Annotated in this window: 18 protein-coding genes; 10 read left to right on the top strand and 8 right to left on the bottom strand. The window is 65.0% G+C overall.

Going from position 1 to position 22,475, the window contains the following annotated elements; translation table 11 throughout:
* Positions 1-2: 2 nt before the first annotated feature.
* A complete protein-coding gene (locus tag GUY37_RS11795) occupies positions 3-2,387 on the bottom strand; it encodes an ABC transporter permease (RefSeq protein WP_166825864.1) in 2,385 nt (794 codons plus the stop codon).
* 133 nt (positions 2,388-2,520) lie between these two features.
* Here GUY37_RS11795 and GUY37_RS11790 point away from each other — a divergent pair, with 133 nt between their 5' ends.
* Entirely contained in the window at positions 2,521-3,177 is a 657-nt protein-coding gene (locus tag GUY37_RS11790; RefSeq protein ID WP_166825861.1) for a TetR/AcrR family transcriptional regulator, read from the top strand.
* 110 nt (positions 3,178-3,287) lie between these two features.
* On the opposite strand, the gene GUY37_RS11785 is transcribed toward GUY37_RS11790, so the two are convergent.
* The 3 genes from GUY37_RS11785 to GUY37_RS11775 form a co-directional block, all read right to left on the bottom strand.
* Positions 3,288-4,019 carry a DsbA family oxidoreductase gene (locus GUY37_RS11785; protein WP_166825858.1) on the bottom strand — a complete coding sequence of 244 codons (732 nt, stop codon included), beginning with the start codon at positions 4,017-4,019 and terminating at the stop codon, positions 3,288-3,290.
* A 46-nt stretch (positions 4,020-4,065) separates the two neighbouring features.
* A complete protein-coding gene (locus GUY37_RS11780; RefSeq protein WP_166825855.1) occupies positions 4,066-5,142 on the bottom strand; it encodes an Rv2578c family radical SAM protein in 1,077 nt (358 codons plus the stop codon).
* A gap of 62 nt (positions 5,143-5,204) precedes the next feature.
* Positions 5,205-5,735 (bottom strand): flavin reductase family protein, encoded by a 531-nt coding sequence (locus GUY37_RS11775; RefSeq protein ID WP_166825852.1) that lies wholly within the window; start codon positions 5,733-5,735, stop codon positions 5,205-5,207.
* 287 nt (positions 5,736-6,022) lie between these two features.
* On the opposite strand from GUY37_RS11775, the gene GUY37_RS11770 reads away from it, so the two are divergent.
* The 5 genes from GUY37_RS11770 to GUY37_RS11750 all read left to right on the top strand — a co-directional run bounded on the left by GUY37_RS11770 (position 6,023) and on the right by GUY37_RS11750 (position 13,030).
* Positions 6,023-7,351 carry an MFS transporter gene (locus GUY37_RS11770; RefSeq protein ID WP_166825847.1) on the top strand — a complete coding sequence of 443 codons (1,329 nt, stop codon included), beginning with the start codon at positions 6,023-6,025 and terminating at the stop codon, positions 7,349-7,351.
* A gap of 58 nt (positions 7,352-7,409) precedes the next feature.
* On the top strand, positions 7,410-8,789 hold the full coding sequence (locus GUY37_RS11765; RefSeq protein WP_166825844.1) for an LLM class flavin-dependent oxidoreductase: 1,380 nt from the start codon (positions 7,410-7,412) through the stop codon (positions 8,787-8,789).
* Positions 8,790-8,940: 151 nt separating this feature from the next.
* Entirely contained in the window at positions 8,941-10,425 is a 1,485-nt protein-coding gene (locus GUY37_RS11760; protein ID WP_166825841.1) for an MFS transporter, read from the top strand.
* Positions 10,426-10,725: 300 nt separating this feature from the next.
* Positions 10,726-12,243: an NCS1 family nucleobase:cation symporter-1 gene (locus GUY37_RS11755; RefSeq protein ID WP_166825838.1), complete on the top strand. Its 1,518-nt coding sequence runs from the start codon at positions 10,726-10,728 to the stop codon at positions 12,241-12,243.
* A 13-nt stretch (positions 12,244-12,256) separates the two neighbouring features.
* Positions 12,257-13,030, top strand: a complete 774-nt coding sequence (locus GUY37_RS11750; protein ID WP_166825835.1) for an aspartate/glutamate racemase family protein — start codon at positions 12,257-12,259, stop codon at positions 13,028-13,030.
* Here GUY37_RS11750 and GUY37_RS11745 read toward each other — a convergent pair.
* Both GUY37_RS11745 and GUY37_RS11740 read right to left on the bottom strand, forming a co-directional pair.
* Positions 12,973-13,695 carry a GntR family transcriptional regulator gene (locus GUY37_RS11745; protein ID WP_166825832.1) on the bottom strand — a complete coding sequence of 241 codons (723 nt, stop codon included), beginning with the start codon at positions 13,693-13,695 and terminating at the stop codon, positions 12,973-12,975. The genes GUY37_RS11750 and GUY37_RS11745 overlap by 58 nt on opposite strands.
* Before the next feature lie 13 nt (positions 13,696-13,708).
* Positions 13,709-15,385 (bottom strand): DUF885 domain-containing protein, encoded by a 1,677-nt coding sequence (locus GUY37_RS11740; protein ID WP_166825829.1) that lies wholly within the window; start codon positions 15,383-15,385, stop codon positions 13,709-13,711.
* 118 nt (positions 15,386-15,503) lie between these two features.
* Here GUY37_RS11740 and GUY37_RS11735 point away from each other — a divergent pair, with 118 nt between their 5' ends.
* From GUY37_RS11735 to GUY37_RS11720, 4 genes are all read left to right on the top strand, one after another.
* On the top strand, positions 15,504-16,700 hold the full coding sequence (locus tag GUY37_RS11735) for an MFS transporter (RefSeq protein WP_166825826.1): 1,197 nt from the start codon (positions 15,504-15,506) through the stop codon (positions 16,698-16,700).
* Between the two features lie 205 nt (positions 16,701-16,905).
* Entirely contained in the window at positions 16,906-17,703 is a 798-nt protein-coding gene (locus tag GUY37_RS11730; protein WP_166825824.1) for a carbon-nitrogen hydrolase family protein, read from the top strand.
* Between the two features lie 153 nt (positions 17,704-17,856).
* Positions 17,857-18,564, top strand: a complete 708-nt coding sequence (locus tag GUY37_RS11725; RefSeq protein WP_166825821.1) for a TetR/AcrR family transcriptional regulator — start codon at positions 17,857-17,859, stop codon at positions 18,562-18,564.
* Positions 18,561-20,402, top strand: coding sequence for an MDR family MFS transporter (locus tag GUY37_RS11720; protein ID WP_166825819.1), 1,842 nt, complete (start codon positions 18,561-18,563; stop codon positions 20,400-20,402). Before GUY37_RS11725 ends, GUY37_RS11720 begins: the two co-directional genes overlap by 4 nt.
* A 104-nt stretch (positions 20,403-20,506) precedes the next feature.
* On the opposite strand, the gene GUY37_RS11715 is transcribed toward GUY37_RS11720, so the two are convergent.
* Positions 20,507-20,881 (bottom strand): hypothetical protein, encoded by a 375-nt coding sequence (locus GUY37_RS11715; RefSeq protein WP_166825816.1) that lies wholly within the window; start codon positions 20,879-20,881, stop codon positions 20,507-20,509.
* Positions 20,878-22,458: an acyl-CoA carboxylase subunit beta gene (locus GUY37_RS11710; protein ID WP_166825813.1), complete on the bottom strand. Its 1,581-nt coding sequence runs from the start codon at positions 22,456-22,458 to the stop codon at positions 20,878-20,880. The genes GUY37_RS11715 and GUY37_RS11710 overlap by 4 nt, the downstream gene beginning before the upstream one ends.
* Between the last annotated feature and the right edge of the window lie 17 nt (positions 22,459-22,475).

Genomic DNA, 22,475 nt, shown 5'->3' with positions numbered 1-22,475 from the left:
GTTCAGACCGTTGAGGGGATCTTACCGTCGTTCCACTCGCGGCTGCGGGTGAGGCCGTCACCGGCGGTCGGGGCCCTGCGGTCGGATGCCTGTCCGTCGGATTCGTCAGTGACGACGGAGCCCTGAACCGTCTGGTGCGAACCGTGGCCGTGTGATGACTCGTCATCGGCCGCCTCGTCGTCGGTGTTCTGCTGGGAGGGCGACATGCCCAGCGCCAGTGACCGCTTGCGCTGTTCCTTGGCGATCTCACGTTCGCGTTCGAGGTGCAGATTGCCGAAGTCGTGGGCCGTGCGCGGCGGTCTGATCCCGTCGATGAGGAGGACCAGCGCGAGCGAGACCAGACCCCACAGGCCGAGCACCTGCAGATGTTCGGTGACGACATCGCCGTCGAAGTAGAGGATCGAGCGGATCGTCTCGACCGAGGCCGCCATCGGCAGGAAGTCGTGCAGAGCGGCGAAGAACTTCGGCACCATGTACTGCGAGAGTGCGCCGTTCGACGACGGCACACCGGCGAACATGAGCGTGCCGATGACCGGGATGATCGCGAACATGCCCAGGAGTCTTTCGAAGACCATGGCGAACATGGAGATGCAGGCGATGGCGATGATGCCGGCACCCCACAGCGCCGCGAAGTGCCCGTCGACGGCTCCGGTGATCGGTCCCGCGATGGTCGCGACGACCAGGGACATGAACGGTGCATAGGCGAGGATGATCGGCAGCATCCGTTTCAGCGGCCGGGCCCACGGATTGGCGTTGGCGGCAACGATGATGACCATGAAGCCGGAGAGGATCCAGCCCATCGCGACGTACATCACGACCACGCCGTTCTTGTCCCGATCGGGCAGAGGCTTGAGATCGTCGACAGTGAGATCGGAGTCCTGTGCCTGTGCCACCTGCTCGAAGACCTGCACGGCCACCCGGTAGGAGGCGTTGTTGCCGGCCTGGTTGGCGAGGAGCTCGAAGTCCGGATTCTGCTCACTGGGCAGGACGAGAGCGGCGACCTCATCGCGGTCCTCCACGAGTCGTCGTGCCTCGCCCTTGTCGTCGAGCGCGGTGAACTCGAACTTTCCGTCCATCTGCTCATCGAGCTGCTTGATCGTGTCCTCGGCCTGCTCGACCGAGGATCCCACGACCGCCACAGGCATGTCCTTCGGCGTCGGGGAATGCATCGCTCCGAGCATGAATGTGATCATCATGGTCACCATCGCCAGCGGGAAGAGCGTCAGCGAGATGTAGCGCATGAGCTTCGTATCGGGCCTCCGGCCGCCGTGGATCGCGGCCACATTGACGTCCAGGGGCACCGGATGGGAGTTGCGCTTGGCGTAGAAGTGGTCATAGACCTTCGTCAGCAGCAGGCCGGCCACCGCACCGAGGGCGAGGACGAACAGGTGCCCGGTGACGCCATTGCCGTCGAAGTAGAGGACGGAGCGCAGAGACTCTCCGATCGCGGGCATCGGAAGGAATTCGTGGGTGAAGCGGAAGAACTTCGGCATGCTGTACACCGGCATCGCCATGTTCGATGACGGCATGCCGAGGACCATGAGGAAGAGGATTCCGAGGATCACGCCCAGAGCGCCGACGAGGCGGGTGATGAAGAGCTGGACGGAGGAGATGGCGAAGACTCCCAGCCAGGCGATGCCGAGCACCGCCACCGTGTCCTTGACGTCGACGACGTCGAGGATCGGGCAGGCCACGGTCCAGACGAGGCCGGCGATGGCGGCCGACCACCCGGCGAGGATCGGCACGATGCGTTTGAACTTCAACAGCTCAGGGGAATTCGACCGCAGCACGCTGAAGGGCATGTATCCGGCCATGACGATGGCCGTCATGAGGAACATCGCCGCCATTCCCGTCGGGTCGCGGTCCGGCAGTTCGGCGATGTCCTCGGTGGTGACCTGCAGGCCGTCGTCCTCGAGCGCGGGCCGCACGAGCTGTTCGACGGTGGTCGCCTGTTGGACCCCGGCGCCGCTGGCTGTGACGATCGTGGCCGTATCGTCTTCGACGATGATCGCTGCCGAGGCATCCCGGTTGTAGACGTCTTCGCGTGCGGAATAGATGTCGTCGGTGGACTCGATGTCGAAGGCGTCGGGCTCAGCGCCGTTGATCGCGAATGTCGCATCGTCGGCCTTGGCCGATGAGCCGGCCACGACGATGGGCATGTCATTGGCCTTGGGGGAGTGCATGGTTCCCAGGTAGCTCGTGATCATCATTCCCACGAAGATGAGCGGCATGAGGAAGATCGCAACGGTGCGGCCGATGAATTCGGCCTTCGCGCGTTTGGCTGCAGCTTGGTCCTCGGCGGTCAGTGTCGAGCCGGCCTCGGAGTCGGAGGCCGGGTGCTCGGACTCGAGGGCCTCTCTTCTCGTGCGTGGTTGACGATCGGACATTGTCTCCCCCCTGGAGGATCGGAAGTCGTGTGATCCTCGTCGACCACGGTGAACTTCGTCAGTTTAAGACACATGACTTAAAGTCGTGAAATCGAGAACTTGTGATTTCGAGGGCGAGTGGAAAGATGAGGGAATGACGATCCAGAGTGACCGGGCGCGCGATGCGCTGCTCGATGCCGCCGAAGAGCTGTTCGCGCGCAATGGGATCGATGCGGTATCGAATCGGCGCATCGTCGAACACGCCGGGGCCGCGAACCATTCGGCGATCGCCTACCATTTCGGAGGCCGTGACGGTCTGCTGCGTGCACTCGTCGAGCGGCATCACGACGAGATGTCTCGGCGCAGGATCGAGCTGATGGCGCAACTGGGCGAATCGCCGAACATCCATGAACTCGTCGCGGCTCGTCTGCGGCCGCTCATCGAACTCCTCGACAGCCTCCCGAAGCCGAGTTGGAGAGCGCAGTTCATGTCACAGATCTCAGCAGTCCCATCCGCCGTCGAGGTGGCCAAAGAAGTGGTTCGGGACACCGATCTGCCCGATGCCCTGCGCTTCATCAACGGTGCGGTCGACGGAATCCCCGAAGGAGTACTGCGCGGCCGAGCGTATCTGCTGGGGAGCATGGTCGTCGGGGTCTGCGCCGACCAGGAGGCGAAGATGAACGAGGATGCCAACAAGGGCAGCTGGGAGCAGGTCGGACGCTTCCTCATCGATGCCGCAGCGGGGATGATCGGCGCACCCGTGACCGACCCGGACGGCGCCGTGCGCTACCCGAGCATTCCGCTGCTCTGATCAGCAGACAGCTCTGCCCGGACCGCCTGTTGCTACCTGACGGCGGCCCAGCAACCTTGCGCGGGGTTGCTGGGCCGCCGTCAGGTAGCAGCAAAGGGGAGTTGTCTTGGTCAGCTGCAGCCGTCCGGTCCGCAGACCGCGCCCTCGGAGAAATCCTCTGCCGAGTCATCCGCAGCCTGCGGAGTTCCGGCGAGTACGGTGAGCTTCTGTCCTTCGTCCCAGGCCGTCTCAAGGGCTTGGGAGAAGACCTCGGCCGGTTGTGCTCCGGAGATGCCGTACTTGCGGTCGATGACGAAGAACGGGACGCCGCCCGCGCCGAGGGAGTGGGCCTCGCTGATATCGGCCCGCACCTCGTTCGAGTACTCATCGGCTGCGAGAACCCGGCGGACCTCATCGGGGTCGAGGCCGATCTCGCGGCCCACCTCGGCGAGGTAGCCGATGTCACCGATGTCGCGGCCCTTCTCGAAGTGGCCCGACAGCAGCGCCTCCTTCGCATCCGGCATGAGTCCGTGAGTCTCGGCGAAGTGGAGGAAGCGGTGGGCGGTGAAGCTGTTAGCCACGACGATCGAGTCGAAATCGTAGTTCAGGCCGACTTCGGCGGCCTGCTGCGTGACGTGGTCGAACATCTGCCGCACCTGTGCGGCAGGCATGCCCTTCATCTGGCTGAGGTCGTCGGTCTCGGTGCCGTCGAAGTGATCGGGCAGGTTCGGATCGAGCTGGAAGCTGCGCCAGCGGACGTCGACATCGTCCTTGTGGGCGAAGCCGTCGAGGGCGTCCTCGAAGCGACGCTTTCCGATATAGCACCAGGGGCAGGCGATGTCTGACCAGATCTCGATCCTCATATCAGTGCCAACCGCGTCCACACCGGGGTTATTCCGGGGCTCCGGTTCAGAACAGCGCCTGCTGCGTCGGGGCCGCGAACTGCTGGGCCGGTGCCGCCTGCGAACCTGTCTGCTGCGGAGTTCGGCTCGGGTCCCTACGGCCGCGCAACCGGGAGGTCGCCGGGTAGTCGTCGTCATTGCGTCCGCGCAGACCATAACCGTCGATGAGCGGGTTGATGCGCTCGCCGAGCCACCGTCGATACTCCTTCGATGCGTAGGATGACCGGGAGTACATCCTGCGATAGCGGGGGAGGAGCTCGGGATGTTCGCGTTCGAGCCACTCGAAGAACCATTCGCGGGCGCCGGGGCGCAGGTGCAGCGCACCGTAGACGACTCGTGCGGCTCCGGCGTCCTTGATCGCTCGGAGAGTGGAATCGAGGTGATCCCGGGAGTCGGTGAGCTTCGGCATGATCGGCATCATGAACACGGTGACTGCGAACCCGAGTTCGGCGGCCGCTCGCACGGTGGCCAGCCTGGCCTTCGTCGTCGGCGTGCCGGGTTCGATGCTCTGCTGCAGGGCGTCATCGTGAACCGCGATCGACATGCTGATCTCCACCGGGACGTCTTCGGCGGCGCGGGCCAGCAGGGGCAGATCGCGGCGCAGCAGAGTGCCCTTGGTCAGAATCGACATCGGAGTCGACTGTTCGGCCAAGGCGGTGATGATCCCGGGCATCAGGGAGTAGCGGCCTTCGGCGCGCTGATAGGGATCGGTGTTCGTGCCCAGGGCGACATGGTCGCGTGTCCACTTCGAGCGGGCCACCTCGGCGGCGAGGACATCGGCGATGTTGACCTTGACGACGACCTGGCGATCGAAGTCCGCCCCGGAGCCGAGATCGAGGTAGCGGTGGGTGTTCCTGGCGAAGCAGTACACGCACGCATGAGAGCAGCCGCGGTAGGGGTTGACGGTCCAGGAGAACGGCATCGAACTGGACTGCGGGACCCTGTTCAAGGCCGACTTCGCCAACACCTCGTGGAAGGTGATCCCTGAGAACTCCGGCGTCTGCACCGACCGGATCAGCCCCTTCGTCCCGAAGAGGACAGGGGCACTCGGGCTCGTGCCGTCGCTCGATTCGTTCCACCGCATGACTTCATTCGAACACGAGTTCGAATCCAGGTCAAGAGCCCCATGTCACGGGGCAGACAGGGTCAGGAGACGCGCAGGCCCTTGAACTCACTGCGGTGGAAGACCAGGGCTTCGGGCCCATCGTCATTTCGGGTGCCGAGGATCTCGAGCAGAGCTACGGTGTGATCGCCGGCCGCAACCTCCTCGTAGAGCCTGGTCCAGAGGAAAGCCGAGCTGCCGGGAATCGTCAGCCCGCCTCCGGCCGTGACCTCGGAGGTGACGCCCGTGAAGCGCCGACTGCGGTCCTTCGCCGCCAGCTGCCTGGCCAGGTGCTCCTGATCGGAGCCCAGCAGGGAGATCCCGAGCTCCGGGGCCCGGCGCAGGGTCGGCCACGTGGTCGATGAGTTCTGAACCGCGACGCTGACCAGCGGCGGGTCGAGAGAGACGCCGACGGTGAGCGTGGAGGCGACGAGGCCCAACGGTGCCGCATCGACCTCGGCGCCGATGAAGGCCACCCCCTGAGGGAAGTGCGAGAAGGTCTCGCGGAGATTCTCAGGTGTTGCGGGAGCCGCCGGTGCCGGTGATAGTGCGGTGGGGTCTGCCAAGAGCGTCATTCCTTCACCTCTGTGTTCGTGTGATCGTCTGTGTGTCTGCTGTTGTGTTGAGCAGACCAAGCAGATGGGCGCGTCAGTTCGTGCCGATGGGCTCGATCATTGCAAAGCGGAAGCGCCGAAGTCGTGGCCGAGGTCATATGAAGACGTCTTATGACCTCATATGACGCCGAGAGTCGGGACGTGACGCACGCATGCAGGTGCCAGCGAGGTCCGGACATAGATTGCTCAGCGAAACACGCATTCGCATGACAGCGAGTCACCCGAATCCCGCGCTATAGGAGCACCAGATGACGCAGACGCCGGTCACCGCACCGAGCACCCAGGACCCGCCGCAGCGGTTCCTGTCCGGAAAGAAGCGGGTGCTGGCCTCGGCCTTCGCCGGGACGACGATCGAGTGGTACGACTTCTACCTCTACGGCACCGCCGCAGCTCTGATCTTCAACGTCCAGTTCTTCCCCTCCGACAGCGAACTCGGCAGCCGGCTCGCTTCCTTCGCCACCCTCGCCGTCGGCTTCTTCGCCCGACCCTTGGGCGGAATCGTCGCCGGCCACCTCGGCGATCGGGTCGGACGCAAGGCCCTGCTCGTCGTATCCCTGCTGTCCATGGGGACGGCGTCGACGCTCATCGGTCTGGTCCCGAACTTCGACGCCATCGGGTGGTGGGCCGCGGTCTCCCTCGTCATCCTGCGCATTGTGCAGGGCCTGTCGGCCGGAGCCGAATGGGGCGGATCGGCTCTGCTGTCGGTCGAACACGCACCTGCCCGCAAGCGCGGACTCTTCGGATCCTTCACACAGATCGGATCAGCGGCGGGCATGCTGCTGGCCACCAGCGCCTTCTTCCTCGTCCAGAATCTCATGAGCGCCGAGCAGTTCGAGGCGTTCGGGTGGCGCATCCCCTTCCTCGCCTCCGCACTGCTCGTGGCATTGGGACTGTGGATCCGCCTCGGCGTCTCCGATGCGCCCGAGTTCCAAGAGCTCAAGGACTCCGGAAAAGTCGCCAAGGCCCCGCTGCGCGAGGTCATCACGGCGCACCCGAAGATCCTGCTCGTCACGATCGGACTGCGCCTGGCACAGAACAGCGTCTTCTACCTCATCACCGTCTACATGCTCAGCTACCTGGCAGAGAACCGCGGCGACTCGACATCGGGAGTCACGGCCGTGATGATCGCCTCTGCAGTGGGCCTGGTGACCGGACCGGCCTGGGGATGGGCCTCGGACAGACTCGGCCGCAAACCCGTGACCATCTTCGGACTCATCGGCATCGCCGTGTTCGGATGGATCTTCTTCGCCTTCCTCGACGCAGGCCCCTTGGGACTGCTGCCACTGGTCGTCATCCTCGGCATGAACCTCGCCCACGACGCCGTCTACGGCCCCCAGGCCGCGTGGTTCGCCGAACAGTTCCCCATCGAAGTCCGCTACTCCGGAGTGAACATGGGCTACCAGCTGGGCACCGTCATCGGCGGCGGAATCATGCCGATGGTCGCTGCCCTGCTCTACGTCGCCGGAGGCCACTCGCCCTGGCTCATCTGCGGCTACCTCAGCCTGCTGTGCCTGCTCTCGCTCATCGCCGCCATCGGCGCAAAGGACCCCGCTCGAGCACTCGCCCGCACCGCATGAACGCGCCGGCCGATTCCTCGGCCCATTCTCACCGCACCACCTGAAAGAGGAGACACCCATGACGAAACCGATCCTGTTCAACGCCTTCGACATGATGACACCGGTCCACCAGTCACCCGGACTGTGGCGCCACCCGGAATCACGCGTCGACGAATTCACCCAGCTGTCCTTCTGGACCGATCTGGCCAAGACACTCGAAGACGGCGGATTCTCCTCACTCTTCCTCGCCGACATCCTCGGCGTCTACGACGTATACGGCGGCAACGCCGATGTCACGAACCGCGCGGGAGTGCAGTTCCCGCTGCTCGACCCTCTGGTGGCAGTCCCCGCCATGGCCGCAGCCACGAAGACACTGGGCTTCGGAGTGACCGCCTCGGTGACCTACGAGAAGCCCTACCTGCTCGCCCGCACCCTGACCACCCTCGACCACTTCACCAACGGACGCGTCGCCTGGAACATCGTCACCAGCTATGTCGACTCCGCCGCCCGCAACCTCGGGCTCAAGGGTCAGATCCCGCACGATGAGCGCTATGACCGGGCCGACGAGTTCATGGAGGTCATGTACAAACTGTTCGAGGGCTCGATCACCCCGGACGCGCTCAAGGCCGATGCCGACGCCAACGTCTTCGTCGATCCGAACGAGGTCCACGACATCGGACACGAGGGCAAGTTCTTCACCGTCCCCGGTCAGGCGCTCGCCGTCCCCGGACCGCAAGGCACCCCGCTGCTCTTCCAGGCCGGCGCGTCCAAGCGCGGGCAGGAATTCGCGCTCGACCACGCAGAGGCGATCTTCTTCTCCGGACCGACCCCGGAGATCCTGCGCAGCTGGGTCGACAAAGTCCGCGACGGACTCGAAGAGCGCGGACGGGCCCGTGACGCGGTGAAGATCTTCGCCCTGGCCACCGTCATCGTCGATGACACGGATGAAGCGGCGGAGGCCCGGCTCGCTGACTACCGTCGCTACGTCGACACCGAATCGGCCCTGTCTCTGTTCGGCGGATGGACCGGAATCGACCTCTCCGGCGCCTCACCTGAGGACACCCTCGAATACGTGTCGACCGAAGCCAACCAGTCCGCGCTCGCCTCATTCACCACCATGGCCGGAGATAAGCCGTGGACGATCCGCGACCTCGCTGAGTTCGTCGCCCTCGGCGGGCGCGGACCGGTCATCACGGGCTCACCGGCGACGATCGTCGACGAGTTCGAACGCTGGATGACCGAGGCTGATATCGACGGGTTCAACATCGCTGCGGCCGTGCGCCCAGCCGATGCCGAACGCTTCACGAAATACGTCTCACCGGAACTGCGCCGCCGCGGCCTCCTGCCCGAACCGGTCGCCGATGCCACTGTGCGCGAACAGCTCACCGGAGCCGGCCCCCGCCTGGCCGAGGACCACACGGGTGCCCGGTACCGCCTCGGCGAGGGTGCGCGCGTCTGATTCGCCCAGTGTGAGCCGGCATCGGGACACGGCCGCAGACCGCCGGAGTCTGCGGCCGTCTCCCGATCCGCCGACCGCGTTCTCTGCTCCGGTGACGAAGTGTGACAACGGGAATCGATGATCAGCGGCGAGGGTCCGATACTTGTCGACTGTGACTTCATCAGATTCTTCCGCGTCAGCGGCTCAGACGCCATCCGGCGCTCAGGCGCTCTCTGGCCCAGAAGCGCCGCGCATCGTGGCCTCCGCGGCCGATATCCACTCGACCCTCGCCGAATTCGGTTCCCAGGGGACGAAGACGACGGCAGTCATCATCCTCGCCCTCGGCGGGATCTTCATGGATGCCTATGACTTCTCCTCCCTGGCCTTCGGCATCACGGCCATCAAGGAGCAGTTCGGCCTCTCCGGTTTCATGACCGGACTCGTCAACGCCTCGATCATGGTCGGAGCCGTCATCGGCGCTCTCTTCGGCGGTTACCTCGTCGACCGGTTCGGGCGCTACAAGCTGTTCATGGCCGATATGGTCTTCTTCGTCGTCGCCGCCATCGGCTGTGCAGCGGCACCGAACGAATGGGTCCTCATCGCCTTCCGCTTCGTCATGGGCATCGGCGTCGGGCTCGACCTGCCGGTGGCGATGGCGTTCCTCGCCGAGTTCTCCAAGCTCAAAGGCAAGGGAAGCCGGTCACAGCGCGTCAACGCCTGGTCCCCGGCCTGGTACTTCGCCACCGGAATGGGCTACGTCATCGTGCTCATCATCTTCATCGCCCTGCCCTACGACCAGCATGCGATCCTGTGGCGCATCGTCGTCGGCTTCGGTGCCGTCCCGGCCCTCATCGTCCTCCTCGTCCGCCGCCGCTACCTCGCCGAATCACCCGAATGGCTGGCCAACCAGGGCGATCTGCGAGGTGCCGTCGAGGTCATGCGCAGCCATCACAACCTCAATGTCGAACTCGCTCCCGCAGATGAGCGCGAGACCCCGAATGCCTCGGCCGCTCCGGTCCGGGGAGGGCGGTGGAGCGGCTTCGCCGAACTCTTCTCCCCGCGTTACCGGGTGCGCACCATCGTCGCACTCTGCGTCTCCGTGTTCTCGACCTTCGGCTACAACGCCGTCGCCTACGGCACCCCACTCATCATCACCACGCTCTTCCACCAGACTCCGCTGGTCACGATCATCGCCTCACTGGTCATCAATCTGGGCTTCGGCACGCTCGGCGGACTGTTGGGCATGAGCATCATCAACCGCTTCGGAACCCGGAAGATCACCCTGACCGGATTCGCCATTCAGGCCGCGGCACTGGGCACGCTGGCCATCGTGGGAATCCCGAACGGGGCCCTCGTCCTCGTCGCCGTGGCCATGCTCGCAGCCTTCGTCTTCGCGCAGGCCGGCGGACCGGGAGCGAACCTCATGAACTATGCGACCCTGTCCTATCCGACGCGGCTGCGCGGAATCGGCATCGGCTTCAACCAGTCCGTCCTGCGTGCCTTCTCCATCGTCTCGCTCATCATGTTCCCGATCCTTGCGGCCTCTCTGGGCACGGGAGTGTTCTGGATCGTCGCCTGTGCACCGCTGGCCGGTGCGATCGCCGTCGGCATCGTCGCCTGGGACCCGACCGCCAAGGACGTCGAACACGAAGACTGAGGACCGCAACGGCCGCTGTCGGACGCATCGCCCATGACCAGCTGAAATGCCCAGTCAGAGCACGAATGGTATGCCATCCGATAGACACCTGGTATCGGGCATGCTGAGGTCGATCCCTCGTCTTGCGTGGCCCTGCCCGGCCGCTTCGAATCTGGTCAAGACGAATTCGTCCCGCTCGCTTCATTGCCAGCACGGTGTGAGCTGGGTTACTCTGAACTGGTCAGGTTATCGATGCCACAGAGCTGTGTTTCCACATTTGGTATCCCAGTTTGGCGTGATCGGATCCAAGGAGCGGACTGCATGAGGAAGACCGAGACGGCGGGGGCGCCGGTGCCCACACGCCTGGGGCCCAGCCCCGAACAGCTGGCGGCCCATCGCATCAGTCCGCGCTTCTACAATGCGGACCTCGCCCCTGCCCGCAAGGAGGGCCGCAGCTGGACGGCCTACAGCGTCTTCACTCTGTGGGCCAACGATGTGCACTCTCTGGGCAACTACGGCTTCGCACTCGGACTCTTCGCCCTCGGCCTCGGAGCCTGGCAGATCCTGGTGGCGCTCCTCGTCGGTGCGGCTCTGCTGTTCTTCCTGCTCACCCTCTCCGGGTTCATGGGATACAAGACCGGAGTGCCCTATCCGGTGATGAGCCGGATCTCCTTCGGCATCCACGGGGCCCAGCTGGCCGCCTCGGTGCGGGGCATCGTCGCCATCGCCTGGTTCGGCATCCAGACCTACCTGGCCTCGAGCGTACTCAACGTCATGCTGCTGACGATGTTCCCCGGACTGCAGTCATGGGCCGATGCCGAATTCCTCGGACTCTCCGGGCTCGGCTGGTTCTCCTTCACCCTGCTGTGGGTCATCCAAGTCATCATCGTCAGCTACGGGATGGAGATGATCCGCCGCTACGAAGCCATCGCCGGACCGATCATCCTCGTGACATTCCTCGCCCTTGCCGTCTGGATGCTCATCCGCGTCGACTTCTCCATCGCGTGGTCGACCGACGACGCGCTCAGCGGCTGGGAGATGTGGGCGCACATCTTCGGCGGAGGCGCGCTGTGGGTGTCCATCTACGGCACCTTCGTCCTCAACTTCTCCGACTTCACGAGGGCCGCGAAGAAGCGCGGCTCGATCGTCGTCGGCAACTTCTGGGGCATCCCGGTGAATATGCTCGTCTTCGGACTCGTCGTCATCTCTCTGGCCGGCGCGCAGTACAGGATCGACGGCACCGTCATCACCTCACCGGCCGATATCGTCCAGTCCATCGGCAGTCCGGTCCTGCTCGTTCTCGCGTCGCTGTCGCTGCTCCTGCTCACCGTCGCGGTCAACCTCATGGCGAACTTCGTCGCCCCGACCTATGCGCTGACGAACCTGTTCCCGCGCCACCTGAACTTCCGCAGTGCCGCCATCATCTCGGCCGTCATCGGCTTCGTCATCCTGCCCTGGAATCTGTATGACTCACCGGTGGTCATCGTCTACTTCCTCGGCGGACTCGGTGCCCTGCTCGGACCCCTGTTCGGTGTGATCATGGTCGACTACTGGGTGGTGCGCAGAACGAAGGTCAACGTGCCCCAGCTCTACACCGAAGCCGGCGACGGTGAGTACTTCTACCACCGCGGAGTCAACTGGCGAGCCATCGGAGCCTTCATCCCCGCCTCGGCGATCTCACTGGTCTTCGCACTCGTGCCCGCGTTCTCCGGCATCTCCGAGTTCTCCTGGTTCTCCGGGGCCGCGATCGCCGCGCTCATCTACTTCGTCATCGCCCGCCGCGACTTCACCTTCCGTGAGGTCGACGGTGAGGAGATCGCCGTCCCGACCCACCACTGATCGGAGCCGAATCGTGAGAATCCTCGTCGTCAACGTCAATACGACCGAGTCCATGACCGAGGGCATCGCCCGCGTGGCACGGCAGGCCGCCTCGGCGGGAACCGAGATCATCGGGCTGACCCCCGAATTCGGAGCCGAATCCTGCGAAGGCAACGTCGAAAGCCATCTCGCGGCGCTCGGCGTCATGGACGCCGTCCTGAAATATCCCGGCGAATTCGACGCCGTGATCCAAGCCGGGTACGGAGAGCACGGTCGCGAAGGCCTGCAGGAGCTGTTGGACGTGCCCGTCATCGACATCACCGAGGCGGGGGCGGCCCTGGCGATGTTCCTCGGCCGTCGCTATTCCGTCGTCACCACGCTTGACCGGACCCTCCCGCTCATCGAGGACCGGCTGCTGTTGGCCGGTCTCGACTCCCACTGCGTGTCCGTGCGGGCCTCGGGAATGGCCGTGCTCGAGCTTGAGGAGGATCCGCAGGCCGCGATCGAAGCGATCACCGATCAGGCCGCCGAGGCGGTCGACCGTGACCGTGCCGAGGTCATCGTGCTCGGCTGCGGTGGGATGGCCGAGCTCGGAGCGACGATCACGCGGCGCTGTTCTGTGCCCGTCGTCGACGGGGTCGCGGCGGCCGTGCGCTTGGCAGAATCACTCGTCGGACTGGGGCTGAGCACGTCGAAGGTGCGCACCTATGCGCCTGCCCGTGAGAAGAAGCTCAGCGGCTGGCCGCTCGGTCAGTCGGCGACAGCCGAATCTGCAGCGGCAGGACCGGCAGCGGCAGGATCGGCCTGAGCCTCCTCGGGTCCGGTTTCGGCCAGACGCTTCGAATGCTTGTCGTGCTGCTCCTGACTCGTGCCCAGATGGCGGGCGGCCAGCGAACCGGCCAGCGTCTGATCCCGGCGGGCGATCGCATCGAAGAGCTCAGCATGCTCGGTGGCGACGACCGCGAGATCATCATGCTGACTCAGCTGCCATCGCATCCGTGAATCCAACAGGGCGCCGATCTCACCGAGCAGCTCATTGCCCGAGAGTTCTGTGACGATGGCATGGAATTCCGCGGCACAGCGATGAGCCCCGGCGACGTCTCCGGCCTCGGCGAGCTCACGGCCCTGGAGCATCGTGGCCTCCAGACGGGCCAGCCCTTCACGGGTATGGCGTTGAGCGGCGAGTTCGAAGGAGAGCACATCGAAGACCGTGCGCACCTCGTTGAGGTCGGCGATGTCGCTGGGGGAGAACTCCCTGACCGTCGACCAGGTGTTCGGCCGGTTCGTCACCAGACCTTCCGAAGCCAGCTTCTTCAGCGCCTCGCGGATGGGCACTCGGGAGACTCCGAGCTCGGTGGCGAGATTGCGTTCGACGAGCCGTGCACCCGGTCGACGATGACCTTCGATGATTTCATTGCGCAGCGCCTCGGTGACCCGCATGGTCTCAGACTGGGGGCTCTCACTGGATTTCATTCGGTCCCTCGCCTCATTGTGAGCGCCTCATCGCACGGCCCAGAGTGTCGAGCCCGACCGAGCCGAGGCCCAGCGCCCGGGTGTGGAAGTCCTTGAGGTCGAAATCGGCTCCTGCCGCCGCCTTCGCCTCGTCCCGGTACTGCTCCCACAGGCGCTGGCCGATCTTGTAGCTCGGTGCCTGTCCGGGCCAGCCGAGGTAGCGGTCGAGTTCGAAGGCCAGGAATGATCGGTCCATGGCCACATTGTCGGTGAGGAACTGCCAGGCCTTCGCGCGGTTCCAGATTCCGCCGTCGAGACTCTGCGGAGCCTCGAGGCGCAAGTGGAAGCCGATGTCGAGGACGACACGGGCGGCACGCAGCCGCTGCGAATCGAGCATGCCCAGATAATCGCCGGGATCGTCGAGGAAGCCGAGATCGGCCATGAGCTTCTCGGCGTACAGCGCCCAGCCTTCACCGTGGCCGGAGACCCAGCACATGAGTCGTCGCCAGCGGTTGAGAGTGTCGGAGACACAGGTGGCCTGACCGATCTGCAGATGGTGGCCGGGCACCCCCTCGTGGTAGACGGTCGTCTTCTCCTGCCAGGTCGCGAAATCCGTGACGCCTTCCGGCACCGACCACCACATGCGGCCGGGGCGGGAGAAGTCATCGGTCGGACCGGTGTAGTAGATGCCGCCGGTGGCCGAGGGGGCGATCATGCACTCGATCGTGCGGACGGGTTCGGGAATGTCGAAATGGGACTTGCCGAGTTCGCGGATCGCCTCATCGGCCACACCCTGCATCCATTCGCGCAGAGCCTCGGTTCCCCTGAGAGTGCGGTCCGGGTCGTTGTTCAGGGCGTCCATGACCTCGAACAGGTCGGCACCGGGGATGATCTTCGCCGCGACCTCGCGCTGTTCGGCGTCGATGCGTTCGAGTTCTTCGAGACCCCAGGCATACGTTTCGTCGAAGTCGATCTCGGCGCCGAGGAAGTTGCGGGAATGCAGAGCATAGGCGTCGCGACCGCAGGCTTCGTCCTCTCCGGCTGCGGGCAGCAGGTGTTCGCCGAGGAAATCGGCCAGTCCCGCTGCGGACTCACGAGCCGCCTCGGCGTGGGTGTCGAGATCCGAGCGGAGGGTGTCGGGAACGTCGGTCGCACCGGCGACGAGGCGATCGAAGTTGCTTCCGGGTTCGGCCAGGGCACGGGCCTGTTCGATGACCTTCTCGACCTGGATGCGGGCGGCGACGTGACCGTCGTCGCGCGCCATCGCCAGGGACTCCTGGTAGCCGGCGAGCGAGCCGGGCACAGCGGCCAGAGTGGTCGAGATCGTCTCCCAATCAGCCGCAGTCTCCGTGGGCATGAGGTCGAAGGCATCTCGGACCTGCTGCAGCGGGGATTCGATGACGTTGAGGCTGGCGTGCTTGATCCCGGCGGCGAAGTGATCACGGTCGACTCCGAGGCGATCACGCATCGCATCGATGGTCACGAGGTCGACCTCGTCGAGGTCGGGGCGGTCCGCGGCCTCATCGAGGCGGGCCAGAGTCCGAACGGTGACATCGTTGAGCGCGGAGAGTCCGGCCGGTGAGAAATCGTCGAAGCCCTGCGCACCGTCGAGTCCGAGGTAGAGGGCGAGAGAGGGGGAGAGGGCGAGCATATCATCGACGTAGTCTTCAGCGACCGCATCGACGGCGGTAGGGGTTCTCTTCTCAGTCATGGTGACCACCCTATCGCGAGCTGGGTCACATCAGCGGTGGACCAGACCACGCAATCGCGGCGAACCCGCTAATGTGTCACTGTTCCCCGCAGACAGCAGAAAGCGAGACCGATCTCCAGTGGCACGAGCGAAGCTGTGGACGAAGGACTTCATCGTCGGAATCGGGCTCAACCTCTCGATGTCGATGGTCTTCTACCTGCTCATGACATCGATGGCCGGGTACGCAGTGGCACGGTTCTCCGCCGGTGAGGCCGCTGCCGGCTTCGCTTCCTCGTCATTCGTCGTCGGTGCCGTCGTCGCCCGTGTGCTCACCGGGAAGTATCTCGACTTCATCGGTCGGCGCAAGCTGCTCATCATCACCATGGCGGTTTCCGTTCTCGCCTCCCTGGCCTATATCGCCGCAGGCGACCTCACCCTGCTGCTGACTCTGCGCATCGTCCACGGAATCGCCTTCGGTGCCGGGAACACGGCGATCATGACCGCCATCCAGAGCATCATCCCCGCTTCCCGACGGGGCGAGGGCACCGGATACTTCGGCACCGCGACGACCCTGTCGACCGCGCTCGGACCATATCTGGGAGTCGTCCTGCCCCGTGAGTTCGACTTCGTCATGCTCTTCGCGGCCTCGGCGTTCATGTCCGTCCTCGCTCTCATCTGCTGCCTCCTCATCCGACTGCCGGTTCAGGAGATCAGCGACTATCAGCGGCGGACGAAATGGCATCTCAAACTCGGCACGCTCGTCGACCGGGACGGGCTGCGGATCGGCTCGGTCATGCTCCTGGCCGGCACCGCGTATGCGGCAGCGCTCGTCTTCCTCGCCGGCTATGCAGCCGAACACGGCGTCGCCTCCGCTGCGTCCCTGTTCTTCGTCGCCTTCGCTGTGGCTTCCCTGTTCGCCCGCCTGTTCGTCGGCAGGCTGCAGGACACCCTCGGTGACAATGCGGTGATCTTCCCCGTCTTCATCGCCGATATCGCCGGCAATGTCCTGCTGGCATTGTGGCCGACGATGACGGGGATCGTCCTGGCCGGAGTGCTCATCGGCTTCGGGTTCGGCTCGCTGATGCCGTGCATGCAGTCCATCACCGTCAAATCCGTGCCGATGAACCGTGTCCCCGTCGCCACCGCATCGTTCTTCCTCCTCCTCGACGCAGGTTCCGGCATCGGCCCCGTCGTCCTCGGCTTCCTCTACCCGTTCACCGGCGGAAACGGAATGTTCCTGGTCTGCGCCGGACTCGTCGTGGTCGCCATCGGCGTGTACGTCGTGGTGCACGGACGTCGCCGCGGCGGTCGCCCCGGCAGCGAATTCCTCGGCTGAGGCACCGGTCGCGGACGTGTAGGGGCACCCATCCTCCAAAAACTACCCGACGGCGGCCTAGCAACCTCGCGCGAGGTTGCTAGGCCGCCGTCGGGTAGCAAGAGGGCGGTTTTGGGTTCGGCGTGATCGCGATAGCCTTGAGAGGATCGACCGGAGGTTCGGCACCGCCGTCCTCCGTCCCAGTGTCTGCCGCCGGAGGATGAGAATGAAGTTCGCGCTCGCTCAGATCAACACCACCACCGAGGTCGCCGACAACCTCGAGAAGGTCCGCGCCTATACCCTGGACGCGGCCGCGGCAGGAGCTCGGTTCGTCGTCTTCCCGGAAGCCACGATGTCGGCGTTCGGATCGGGACTGCGCACCATCGCCGAGGAACACACCGAGTCATGGCGGACCGCGCTGAGTGAGCTGGCCGTCGAGACCGGAATCACCGTCGTCGTCGGCGAGTTCGCGACCACCTCAGCCAGGGTCATCAACCTGCTCGCCGTCTACACTCCCACCGGTGAGCGCAACGAGTATGCGAAGATCCACCTCTACGACGCCTTCGGATTCAAGGAATCCGACACCGTCGAGGCAGGGGAGGAGCCGGTGCTCTTCACCATCGACGGCGAGGACATCGGTCTGGCCCTGTGCTACGACATCCGCTTCCCCAAGCTCTTCGCCGAGCTCAGCCGTCGCGGTGCACGACTGGCCGTCGTGGCCGCCTCGTGGGGCGCCGGTCCCGGGAAAGTCGAACAGTGGGAGCTCCTCGCCCGAGCCAGGGCGCTGGATTCGAATATGCTCGTCGCCGCGCTCGGCCAGGCCGATCCTGAGGTCTCCGGGGTCGACGTGCCGAAGAAGGGGCCGACGGGAGTCGGCCACAGCCTCGTCTCCGATCCCTTCGGGAACGTTCTGGCCTCGCTCGACGGAGCCGAACGCCTCGAGATCATCGACGTCGACCTGGCGGGCGCGGACAAGGCGGCCGAGATCGTGCCCGTCCTGGCCAACGCCAAGCTCGGGTACTGAGCCGCGCCGCGACCCGGTATTCGACTGGAGCCGTGCTCGACCGGGGCCGCACTGACGCGGTGCCCTGGCCGAGTGCAGGTGCTCGAACGAATGTGTCCGAGCACACAAGAATTGCACTTGAGGCAAAAATGCACTGAGTGCAAGAATAGTGTCATGACTTCCAGCTCAGAGAGCGAGACCCCGGCTCCGACAGAGGGTCTGCGCGAGCGCAAGAAACGCGAACGCGGTCAGGCCCTGCGCCGCGCCGCGATCGATCTGGCCCTGGAGAAGGGGTATCACAACGTCACCGTCGAAGACATCTGCGAACGCTGCGGTGTCTCGCGGCGCACCTTCTTCAACTACTACTCGTCGAAGGAAGAGGCCCTCCTCGGGCGTGCCGACACCGTGTTCGACGAAGAGGACCAGCCGGCTATCGAGGAATTCGAAGCAGGCGGACCCCACGGCGGTCTCATCGCCGACCTCGAACACCTTCTGAGCTTCATCGTGGCCACGCGGATGAACAAGCGCGATGAGATGCATCAGTACCACCTCATGCTCAAGCAGGACTCTTCGCTGCTGCAGCTGCAGATGGCGCGGATGGGCAACAACGAACGCCTCTTCCGGCAGATCATCCAACGCCGCCTCGACGGCCGACCACGGACCGCCTCGGCGCCGGTCGCGCCCTTCGACGGGACGACGGCCTCCTGCCCGAGCGAGCAGGAGGAACCGGTGTCGGTGCGTGCCGAGGCCGTCGCCGCGTTGGCGATGATGGCGCTCAAGGCGACATTCACTCGGCTGCGCAGGCTCGAGGGGGATCCGAACCCGATCATCGAAGAGCTCTTCGACGAACTGCGAGCGATCTTCAAGGAGGAACCAGCATGAGTGCTGCATCACAGACGGCCGAGAAGGCCCCGCTCGTCCTGACGAAGCGGACGATCATCCTCATCTTCTCGGCGCTCATGGCCGCGATGTTCCTCGCGACCCTCGACCAGACGATCGTGTCCACGGCGATGCCGACGATCGTCGGCGAACTCGACGGCGTCGAGCATCAGGCCTGGCTGGTCACTATCTATCTGCTGGCGATGACCATCGTCATGCCGCTCTACGGCAAGTTCGGCGATATGTGGGGCCGAAAGATCATCTTCCTCGTGGCCATCGCGATCTTCGTCGTCGGCTCGTTCGGCTCGGGTATGGCGCAGAACTTCTGGGAACTCATCGCCTGGCGCGGCTTCCAGGGACTCGGCGGCGGCGGACTGATGATCCTGTCCCAGGCGATCATCGCCGACATCATCCCCGCCAGCGAACGCGGAAAGTACATGGGTCCGCTCGGCGGGCTGTTCGCGATCTCAAGTGTTCTCGGACCGGTCCTCGGCGGTTTCTTCACCCAGCACATGGACTGGCGCTGGTGCTTCTGGATCAACGTGCCGATCGGCATCGTCGCCTTCCTCATCGCCCTCTTCGCGCTCAAGCTCCCGAGCCATCGATCGGAACAGAAGGTCGACGTCCTCGGAATCGTCCTCATGGTCGCCACGACCTCTCAGCTCATCCTCGTCACCAGCTGGGGCGGTCACGATTACGACTGGGATTCCCCGACGATCATCGGCCTCATCATCGGCACCATCGTCGCCGGAGCCCTTTTCGTCCTCGTCGAGTCCAAGGTGTCGAACCCGATCATCCCGATCCACCTGTTCCGCAATCCGACGTTCGTCCTCTCGACGACCATCGGCCTGCTGTTGGGGCTGGGCATGTTCTCCGCGATGGCGTTCCTGCCGACCTTCCTGCAGATGGCCACGGGCACCGATGTCACCGGATCCGGGCTGCTCATGCTGCCGATGATGGCCGGCGTCATGCTCACCTCGATCGTCTCGGGCATCATCGTGTCGAAGACGGGCAAGTACAAGATCTACCCGCTGGCCGGCACTCTCATCGCCGGTGCGGCGCTGGCGTGGATGACGACGATGACCGCGGACACGTCGATGGTGCTCATCGGCGGCATGATCTTCACGATGGGCTTCGGTCTGGGCCTGGTCATGCAGATCATCGTCCTCGTCATCCAGAACTCCGTGGATCCGAAGCTGGTCGGCACGGCCACTTCGACGAACAACTACTTCCGAGAGATCGGAGCCTCGGTCGGCACCGCCCTGTTCGGGTCGATCTTCACCACCCGTCTGTCGGACAAGATCGCCGAGGCGATGCAGGGTCTGCCGGCGGATGCGGCCAATGCGGCCGCCGGGGCCCCGTCGACCGATTCCCTCACGCCCGAATCCGTGGCCGATCTGCCCGGCCCGATCCACGACCTCGTGGTCGGAGCCTATGCGGATGCGCTGGCACCGTCGTTCTGGTACATGGTCCCTGTCTTCCTCGTGGCCTTCGTGCTCGCGTGGTTCCTCCCGCAGCTCAGACTCTCCGACGTCGCCGGAATGGTTGCCCGCGGTGAGGCCGTCTACGGAGAGGACATGGGCGGGCACGCAGGTGCGGGCACCGCACAGAACGAGGGCCGCGTCGCCACGATCTCCGTGTCCGACGGAGCCCGGGCGGGCTCCGGCGTCGATGCGGGAGAGATCCACCGCGTCGACGGCGATCGGCCGGAGGCGACCGGCGATGGGGTGCGGTCAGGAGCCGACGGCGGCCGTGGTCTCGTCGCGGGAGACCACCCCGCGGCGGACGAGGCGGATCGTGCGTGGCTCGACCCGGCCAAAGAGCAGTACCGGCTGAAGTGATCGGTCTCAGCGATCGGTCTCCGGGACGCTGACCGCAGAGGGGCCGGCGGAAGAGGATTCCTCTTCCGCCGGCCCCTCTGCGTCGGTTCGCGGCTGTGGGCGCTTCAGCGGCCCAGGTGCTGGTCCCAGGTCTGAGGGAGGCGCTTGCGCACATTGCGGCGCGGGGCCCGGAAACCGGCCCGGTCACCCTTGCGGATCTCGGACTCGGCTTCCGCACTGGCCTGCTGGGCCGCATAGGCGATCGCCACCTGACGGATCGCGACGACCGCGGCCACGGCCGCGGCACTGGCCATCTCGTCACTGATCGGTTCGCCGTCATCGGCACGCACCTGTGACCGTCCCTCCACCGAGGGCACACGCAGCGTCTCGGCCGAGGTCGGGGCCGCCTCGGTGGCGGAATCCTCACCGGGGGCAGTCACCTCGACGTCCACATCGCTGGGCAGGTTCGCCTCGGCATCGGTCTGCAGATCATCGCTCATAGCGGGATGTTACCGTGCTTGCGAGCAGGAGCGTCGACGTGCTTGTTCTTCAGTGCACGCAGGGAGCGGACGATCCGGCTGCGCGTCTCGCTGGGCCTGATGACGGCGTCGATGTAGCCTTCCTCAGCGGCGAGGTACGGGTTGAGCAGGGCATCCTCGTAATCCTGGATGAGTTCGGCACGTGCCGCCTCGACGTCCTCACCGGCGTCTTCGACGGCCTTGAGCTTGCGTCGGTAGACGATGTTCGCCGCACCCTGGGCACCCATGACCGCGATCTGAGCGCTCGGCCAGGCGAGGTTGATATCGGCACCGAGCTGCTTCGATCCCATCACACAGTACGCGCCGCCGTAGGCTTTGCGGGTGATGAGGGTGACGAGCGGAACAGTGGCCTCACCGTAGGCGTAGATGAGCTTCGCCCCGCGGCGGATGATGCCGCCGAACTCCTGATCGGTGCCCGGCAGGAATCCCGGCACGTCGACGAAGGTGAGGATCGGCAGGTTGAAGGCATCGCAGAGGCGCACAAAGCGAGCGGCCTTCTCCGAGGCGTCGATGTCGAGGGTGCCGGCCAGCTGCATGGGCTGGTTGGCGATGACGCCGACGCTGACTCCCTCGACGCGTCCGAAGCCGGTGACGACGTTCGGGGCGAAGAGCTCCGAGACCTGCAGGAAATCGCCGTCGTCGAGGATCGTGGTGACGACATCGAGGATGTCGTAGGGCTGCGAGGGCGAATCCGGCATGAGCGTATCCAGCGCTTCGTCCTCGGGAGTCAGCGACAGATCGGACTCGAACTCGTCGGCATCCGCCGGATCGAGGTTGTTCTGCGGCAGGAACGAGAGCAGATCACGCACATAGTTGAGCGCATCGTCCTCATCGGCGGCGAGGTAGTGAGCATTTCCGGACACGGTGTTGTTCGTCCGTCCGCCGCCGAGGTCCTCATGGCCGACCGACTCACCGGTGACGGTCTTGATGACGTCGGGACCGGTGATGTACATGTGGCTGATCTGATCGACCATGATCGTGACATCGGTCAGTGCGGGGGAGTAGACGGCGCCGCCGGCCGAGGGTCCCATGATCAGCGAGATCTGCGGGATCACGCCGGAGGAGGCGACGTTGAGGCGGAAGATCTCGGCGAAGAGCGCGATCGACCCGACGCCTTCCTGGATCCGTGCGCCGCCGGAGTCGTTGATGCCGATGATCGGGCAGCCGAGCTTGAGCGCAAGCTTCTGCACCTTGACGATCTTGCGTCCGTTCGCCTCGGCGAGGGACCCGCCGAGGACAGTGAAGTCGTGGGCGAAGACCGCGACGGTCTTGCCTTCGATCGTGCCCAGACCGCAGACGACTCCGTCGCCGTCGGGGCGGTTGTCCTGCATCCCGAACTGGTGGTTGTGGTGGCGGGCGAATTCGTCGATCTCCTGGAAGGAGTCGGCGTCGAGGAGAGCTGCGATGCGTTCACGGGCGGTCTGCTTGCCGCGCTTGTGCTGATTGTCCACCGAGCGCTGGTTGCCGGTGTGGGCCGCTTCCCGGCGCTGGGTGAAAGCGTCGATGCGCTCGGCTGTGGTCCGTGGAGTATCCGTCATGTCTCCACAATAACGAT

Origin of the sequence: Brevibacterium limosum, from assembly GCF_011617705.1 — a bacterium.
Lineage (GTDB): Bacteria > Actinomycetota > Actinomycetes > Actinomycetales > Brevibacteriaceae > Brevibacterium > Brevibacterium limosum.
The sequence above is the reverse complement of the archived record's forward strand: the minus strand, read 5'-3'. Positions and strand labels throughout refer to the sequence as shown.

Excerpts from the sequence above, each read along its gene's own strand:
- GUY37_RS11730 (WP_166825824.1), top strand. The coding sequence starts at position 16,906 with ATGAAGTTCGCGCTCGCTCAGATCAACACCACCACCGAGGTCGCCGAC.
- GUY37_RS11790 (WP_166825861.1), top strand. The coding sequence starts at position 2,521 with ATGACGATCCAGAGTGACCGGGCGCGCGATGCGCTGCTCGATGCCGCC.
- GUY37_RS11710 (WP_166825813.1), bottom strand. The coding sequence starts at position 22,458 with ATGACGGATACTCCACGGACCACAGCCGAGCGCATCGACGCTTTCACC.
- GUY37_RS11770 (WP_166825847.1), top strand. The coding sequence starts at position 6,023 with ATGACGCAGACGCCGGTCACCGCACCGAGCACCCAGGACCCGCCGCAG.
- GUY37_RS11725 (WP_166825821.1), top strand. The coding sequence starts at position 17,857 with ATGACTTCCAGCTCAGAGAGCGAGACCCCGGCTCCGACAGAGGGTCTG.
- GUY37_RS11795 (WP_166825864.1), bottom strand. The coding sequence starts at position 2,387 with ATGTCCGATCGTCAACCACGCACGAGAAGAGAGGCCCTCGAGTCCGAG.
- GUY37_RS11715 (WP_166825816.1), bottom strand. The coding sequence starts at position 20,881 with ATGAGCGATGATCTGCAGACCGATGCCGAGGCGAACCTGCCCAGCGAT.
- GUY37_RS11720 (WP_166825819.1), top strand. The coding sequence starts at position 18,561 with ATGAGTGCTGCATCACAGACGGCCGAGAAGGCCCCGCTCGTCCTGACG.
- GUY37_RS11775 (WP_166825852.1), bottom strand. The coding sequence starts at position 5,735 with ATGACGCTCTTGGCAGACCCCACCGCACTATCACCGGCACCGGCGGCT.
- GUY37_RS11785 (WP_166825858.1), bottom strand. The coding sequence starts at position 4,019 with ATGAGGATCGAGATCTGGTCAGACATCGCCTGCCCCTGGTGCTATATC.
- GUY37_RS11765 (WP_166825844.1), top strand. The coding sequence starts at position 7,410 with ATGACGAAACCGATCCTGTTCAACGCCTTCGACATGATGACACCGGTC.
- GUY37_RS11755 (WP_166825838.1), top strand. The coding sequence starts at position 10,726 with ATGAGGAAGACCGAGACGGCGGGGGCGCCGGTGCCCACACGCCTGGGG.
- GUY37_RS11740 (WP_166825829.1), bottom strand. The coding sequence starts at position 15,385 with ATGACTGAGAAGAGAACCCCTACCGCCGTCGATGCGGTCGCTGAAGAC.
- GUY37_RS11780 (WP_166825855.1), bottom strand. The coding sequence starts at position 5,142 with ATGCGGTGGAACGAATCGAGCGACGGCACGAGCCCGAGTGCCCCTGTC.
- GUY37_RS11745 (WP_166825832.1), bottom strand. The coding sequence starts at position 13,695 with ATGAAATCCAGTGAGAGCCCCCAGTCTGAGACCATGCGGGTCACCGAG.